The sequence below is a fragment of the bacterium genome (genome assembly GCA_035703895.1).
Classification (GTDB): Bacteria; Sysuimicrobiota; Sysuimicrobiia; order Sysuimicrobiales; family Segetimicrobiaceae; genus Segetimicrobium.
Genome location: DASSXJ010000124.1, coordinates 21,954 through 28,156 on the forward strand (window position 1 = coordinate 21,954; position 6,203 = coordinate 28,156).

Genomic DNA, 6,203 nt, shown 5'->3' on the forward strand with positions numbered 1-6,203 from the left:
AGTGAAGAGGACGTTACGCTCGGCGGCCATCAAGACGATTCTGGCGCCCACGGATCTCTCCCTCGGGTCGCTGTCCGGCGTCATCAAGGCGGCGGAGCTGGCTCACGGCTTTCAAGCGAATCTGATCCTGATGACGGCGGTCCCGAAGCCGCGGGCGACTGCTGAGCAACACGGTCGGTATCTCGACCAGACGGCGGGAACCGTTCGGATGCAGCTTGCGTCCTGGTTCGCCCGACAGGTGCCGGCCGCGATGCGGCAGGGTCTATCCGTGAGGTTCCTCGCCGTCATCGGAACCCCCGTCGACATGATTCTGCAGGTGACCAACACCGAAGGGGTCGACCTCATCGTGATGGCGATCCGCGGCCGATCCGGCCTGCGACGGCTACTCTATGGGAGCGTCGCGGAAGGGGTTGCCCGGGTCTCCCCGAGCCCCGTCCTGACGATCCGAACCGATGGCACCCCAGCACGGACGGTAGCGGTCGCCTAGGCCGCCACGGATTCCGCGGAGGAGTTCTATGGCCAGATCCGAATGGAACGCGAGGGTGAACGGCATGCCATCGAACAAGACCGGAAAGATTCGGGTACTCCTCGCGGACGATCACGCGATCGTCCGCGAAGGCGTCAAAAGAATCTTGACGGCCGAGCCGGACCTCGAGGTCGTGGGAGAGGCGGAGGATGGCCTTCAGGCCGTCGAGCAGGCGAAGAAGTTGAAGCCAGATGTCGCGGTGCTCGACATCAGCATGCCGGGGATCAACGGCATCGAGGCCACGAAGCAGATCAAAGCCGCCCTCCCCGACACCCACACGCTCGCGCTGACGATGCATTCGGACGACTCATACGTGTTCCAGTTGCTCAAGGCCGGTGCCTCCGGGTACGTCCTGAAGCGAGCGGCGGCGACGGATCTCGTCCAGGCGATCCGGGCCGCCCGGCGCGGGGAAGCGTTCCTGTATCCCTCCGTGGCGAAAGCCGTCGTGGCGGATTACCTCAAGCGCGTGGAGGCCGGCGAAGGACGCGAGACCTACGACGGCCTCACCGAACGGGAAAAGGAGATCCTCACCCTCGTCGCCGAGGGCGCGACCAACCAGGACATCGCCCAGAAACTGTACATCAGCGTGAAAACGGTCCAGACGCACCGGGCCCACATCATGGAGAAGCTAAACCTGCACGACCGCACCATGCTCGTCAGGTACGCGATTCGAAAGGGCCTCATCGAACCGTAACCCTTCTGTCGGTCCGGTACCCACCCCGCCGCGATTCTGATGACCCGGGACCGCTCCGGCCAGGATCTTGCCCCTGCTGGAATCGGTTGACGACCCGATGGGCATTCGTCTTGGCGACGGATATCTGGGTAGTCCTATCCGCCGCCATACTCGAAAGGGAGAGCGTAGACGGCGAACCGACGGCGAGAGCCGACAGGCTCCACGAGACGGATAGGAGGTACGATGATGAAACGGGCGATCGCAAAGGAAATCATGAGCAGTCCGGTGATCACCGTGAGCCCTGATACCCCGTTTCGAAATATTGTGGCGATCATGCTGGAGCACGGGATCAGCGGCCTGCCGGTCGTGGACGAGGACGGCCGCCTCCTCGGAATCGTGACCGAGGCCGACCTCCTCCTCAAGGAAGAAGAACCCCACGCCCAGCCCGCGCTGATCCCCTGGCACGGGTCGTCGCTGCGGCTGGAGCGGATCCTTGACCGCCACCGAAAGGCCGAGGGGACGACGGCGGGAGTGCTAATGACCGAGAACGTCGTCGCGGCGACCGAGGACGCCACCGCGCACCACCTCGCGCACCTGATGCTCGCCCAGGATGTGAACAGGATCCCGATCGTGCGGGATGGCCGCGTCGTAGGAATCGTCACGCGGGCGGATATTCTGAAGGTGTTCACCCGTGGCGACCAGGCGCTCCTCGAGGCCGTGCGCGAGGTGCTGGCCCGCGACCTGTGGATCGATCCCAAGGATCTGTCCATCACCTGCCTGAACGGCGTCGTCACCGTATCGGGAGAGGTGGATCGCCGCACCGATCGTGATCTCTTCATCCGCTGGGTCAAGTCGATCGACGGCGTGGTCGGCGTGAACGCCGACCAGCTCGACTTCCGTATCGACGATCTGGCCCTGGGGAAGGTGATCAGGTGAGATCCGCCTGAGCCTCAGGCTCTCCGATGATACCTGAGGTTCGCGGTGCAACACCCCGGGCGCCCGCGGCCGGCGTGATGTCCGGCGTTCCGGCCTACGTCGAGGCGGCGCTGCCTCGCGCCCCTGCGACGAAGGACCACCGCCGCCTGAATCTTGCCCTGGACCGGGCGCCCCAGGGCCCCGGCGTGGTGGATCTCATCCTCGACCTTGAGGGGGGCCGGCTGCGGGTCGGCTACGATCCCCAGGCGCTGTCGCGGGAAGACGCGCACCGGCTCGCGGCGCACCTGGCTGCGCGGCTTCTCGATGTTAACACGATCGCCCGCTCCGAGATGCGCGTGGAACACCTCCTACCCTGCTCGACCTGCCCGCTGACGCTAGAGTGCGCCCTCCGGCGCCTCCCGGGCGTGCTGGGCGTCACCGTCCGGTACGCGTCCGGTCAGGTCACCGTCGATTATGACCCGCAGACGGCCACTGAGGCCCAGATCCGGCGGCGTCTCAGCGATCTCGGGGTGCCCGTCCGCCCGACCGGCGGGGATCAAGCCGCCTCGTGGTGGGCGAGACACGAGCTCGCCCTGCTCGCTGGAGGCGCATTCCTCGCCCTCATCGTAGGAGCGGTCCTTGAACATCTACTGAAGGCAGGTCCGTGGGCCATCGCAGCCTACGTCGCAGCCTACCTCGCCGGAGGCTGGCGCGCGACCCGCACCGCGAGCGCGGCGATTCGGGGTGGCGCTCTGGACATCAACGTCCTGATGCTCGGTTCTGCCGCGGGAGCCGCGACGATCGGCTATTGGGAGGAAGGTGCGATCCTCTTGTGCCTGTTCTCGTTGAGCACCACGCTCGAGGCGTACGCGATGGAGCGCACCAGGCGGGCGATCCGGGCGCTTATGGCGCTGCGTCCGGACGACGCCGTTCTGCTGCGGGACGGCCGAGAGGTCCACGTTCCGGTGGACGCCCTCGAGGTCGGTGACGTGATCGCGGTGAAGCCCGGGGCTCGGATTCCCATCGATGGGACCATCCTTGCGGGAACGACGTCGATCGATCAATCCGCCCTCACGGGGGAGTCGATCCCTGTGGGACGGGTGGTGGGCGATCCGGTGTTCGCAGGGACCATTAACATCACAGGCGCGCTCGAGGTCCGGGTCGCCACGCTCCCCCAAGAGACGACGCTGGCGAAGATCATCGCCCTCGTCGAGGAGGCGCAGGGACAAAAGGCGACGACCCAGCAGCGGATCGACCAGCTGCAGCAGGGTTACGCCATCGCGGTGCTGGCGGCATCGGCGGCGCTGGCCACCCTTCCCACCCTGATCTTTCACCGCCCGTTCGTGGCGATGTTCTATCGGGCCATGACCCTGCTCGTCGTGGCCTCACCGTGCGCGCTGGTCGTTGGCACGCCTGCGACGGTCCTGGCTGCGATCACCAATGGCGCCCGGCGGGGGATCCTGTTCAAGGGCGGGGTGCACCTCGAGCGGATGGGGCGCGTCAAGGTCGTTGCGTTCGACAAGACCGGAACACTCACCCTAGGGCGCCCCCGCGTCACGGACGTCATCCCGGCCCATGGGATCACATCCGAGGAGCTCCTCCGGCTGGCTGCCGCCCTCGAGCAGAGGTCGGAGCATCCGTTGGGCTCTGCGATCGTCGAAGCCGCTCGGGCGACACGTGCGCCGCTCCCGGAGCCCAAGGCGTTCGAGGCTGTCACGGGCAAAGGCATTCGGGGCGCGGTGGGCGGCCAGTCGATCGTGATCGGGACCGCAGGCCTCCTCGCAGAGCACGGCATCGTGCTCCCGGAGCCGCTGGTGGATGCTGCCGAACGTCTCCCCGCAGGCGGAAAGACGACGGTGTTCGTCGCGTCATCTCGCGCGCTCGGCGCGATCGGCATCGCGGACCCTCTTCGGCCGGAGGCTCCCGAGGCGTGCGCGGCCCTGCGCAGCCTGGGGATCCGCCGTTTGGTCGTGCTGACCGGCGATCATGCAGCGGTGGGCAACGCCGTCGGAGCACAGGTCGGGGCAGACGATGTCCGCGCCGAGACGCTGCCGCACGAGAAGGCCGAGACAATCCACGCGTTGCGGCGGGAGTTCGGCGAGGTCGCCATGGTGGGCGACGGGATCAACGACGCCCCGGCGCTCGCCGCCGCGACGGTGGGAATCGCCATGGGCGCCGCGGGAACGGATGTGGCGCTCGAGACGGCAGACATCGTCCTGATGTCGAGTGACCTGAAGCAGGTGGCCTATGCCGTCGCCCTCAGCCGGAGGACCAGGCAGGTGATCCGCCAGAACCTGATCTTCGCGCTTGGCGTGATCGTTACGCTCGTCACCGCGACCCTCCTCGGACATCTTCGGCTTCCGCTTGCCGTTGTCGGGCACGAAGGGAGCACCGTGCTCGTGGTCCTCAACGGACTCCGCCTCCTGGCGGCAGTCCCAACCATATCCCAGGGATCATCCGCGAGCGACCTCCGGGCCCCCGTGTCAGGGCTTCCGAGGGTCCAAGGAGAATGAGATCCCGGCGGGCCTCGCCAAGCAAGGAGCCTGGAACCCAGGCACGCGTAAGGGGGCAGGGGGAATCCCCAGCCATGGATGACGTACACGCCGCATACCCTTCGCATCGGGCCACTGACGTGGTCCTGCGGGACGGATCAACGGTGCACGTCCGGCCAATCCGGCTGGACGACGAGCCTCGCCTGCTGGCTTTCCTCCGCTCGCTGTCCGAACAGTCGCGGGTTTTCAGGTTTTTCTCCCCAGCCTCCGATACCGTGCTCGCCCAGATGGCCAGGCGAGAGGCGCGGGTCGATTACGCGCGTCGATACGGGGTGGTGGCGACGAAGGGATCCGAGGACCAGATCGTCGGCCACGCCCTGTATGCCGCCATCAACGATGCCGATGCCGAAGTGGCGTTTGCCGTGGCCGACCAGTACCAGGGCCGGGGACTCGGGACGATCCTCCTGGGGCATCTGGCGGAAGTCGCAGCGATCCACGGGATCCAGGAGTTCACGGCCTTTGTCATGCACGAGAACCGCCAGATGCTAACGGTGTTCCGAGAGTCGGGCTTCCCCACCGACGTCAAGTTCGACACGGGAGAGTTGACCGTCACCTTCCCCACGTCGTTGACGGCGGATGCGCTCGAGCGGTTTGACCGGCGAGATCAGGTGGCTGCGGTGAACGCCCTCACGCTGTTCTTCGCGCCGCGGGCCGTCGCCGTGATCGGGGCGTCGCGCCGCCGCGGAACGATCGGCGGCGAGCTCTTCCATAACCTGCTCAATTACGAGTTCGCCGGCCCCGTCTACCCGGTCAATCCGCAGGCTGCGGTCGTGCAGAGCGTCCCAGCGTACGCCAGCATCGAGGCGATTCCCGGTCCAGTGGATCTGGCCGTCCTGGCTGTCCGGGCCCCCGAGGTTGTCAGCGAGGCGGAGCGATGCGCGCGGAAAGGCGTCCGCGCGCTTGTGGTGATCTCGGCGGGGTTCGCCGAGATAGGACCAGAGGGGCTGGCGCGCCAGGCGGAACTCATCAGGATCTGCCGGGCGTCGGGCATGCGCCTGATCGGGCCGAACTGCATGGGGCTCGTCAATACCGATCCCGGGGTCCGTCTCAACGCCACCTTCGCGCCTCAAACACCGCCGGCCGGTCGCGTCGGGTTCTCGTCGCAAAGCGGGGCCCTGGGCCTCGCGATCATCGAGTACGCAAACTCGCTAGGACTCGGACTCTCGACGTTCGTCTCCGTCGGCAACAAAGCCGACATCTCCGGCAACGACCTCATCAATTATTGGGAGTCCGACCCGCGGACCGATGTCATCTTGTTGTATCTGGAATCGTTCGGCAACCCACGGAAGTTTTCTCGAATCGCCCGCCGGGTTGCCCGGACCAAGCCCATCATTGCCGTGAAGAGCGGGCGGTCCCCTGCTGGGGCTCGAGCAACCTCGTCCCACACGGGCGCGCTGCTGGCCGCCTCCGACGTCACGGTGGACGCGCTATTTCGGCAGTCCGGCGTCATCCGGACGGATACGCTCGAGGAGCTGTTCGACGTCGCCTCGCTCCTCGCGAGTCAGCCGCCCCCGAAGGGCCGCCGGGTCGGCATTAT

General features: G+C 66.7%; 5 protein-coding genes. All 5 read left to right on the forward strand.

The features are described 5' to 3' along the window. The first annotated feature begins 1 nt into the window (after position 1). The gene (locus tag VFP86_08645; GenBank protein ID HET8999698.1) at positions 2–487 is read left to right on the forward strand and encodes a universal stress protein; all 486 of its coding nucleotides are present in this window, start codon (positions 2–4) and stop codon (positions 485–487) included. A gap of 28 nt (positions 488–515) precedes the next feature. Then, entirely contained in the window at positions 516–1,220 is a 705-nt protein-coding gene (locus VFP86_08650; GenBank protein HET8999699.1) for a response regulator transcription factor, read from the forward strand. 225 nt (positions 1,221–1,445) lie between these two features. Beyond that, positions 1,446–2,135 (forward strand): CBS domain-containing protein, encoded by a 690-nt coding sequence (locus VFP86_08655; GenBank protein ID HET8999700.1) that lies wholly within the window; start codon positions 1,446–1,448, stop codon positions 2,133–2,135. Positions 2,136–2,212: 77 nt separating this feature from the next. Further along, the gene (locus tag VFP86_08660) at positions 2,213–4,627 is read left to right on the forward strand and encodes a heavy metal translocating P-type ATPase (protein ID HET8999701.1); all 2,415 of its coding nucleotides are present in this window, start codon (positions 2,213–2,215) and stop codon (positions 4,625–4,627) included. Positions 4,628–4,770: 143 nt separating this feature from the next. Then, positions 4,771–6,203 (forward strand): GNAT family N-acetyltransferase (locus VFP86_08665; protein ID HET8999702.1); only part of this gene is annotated, 1,433 nt, incomplete at its 3' end.

What these genes read in the sequence shown, in the direction of transcription:
- VFP86_08650 (HET8999699.1), top strand. Translation starts at nt 516, where the DNA reads ATGGCCAGATCCGAATGGAACGCGAGGGTGAACGGCATGCCATCGAAC.
- VFP86_08655 (HET8999700.1), top strand. Translation starts at nt 1,446, where the DNA reads ATGAAACGGGCGATCGCAAAGGAAATCATGAGCAGTCCGGTGATCACC.
- VFP86_08660 (HET8999701.1), top strand. Translation starts at nt 2,213, where the DNA reads ATGTCCGGCGTTCCGGCCTACGTCGAGGCGGCGCTGCCTCGCGCCCCT.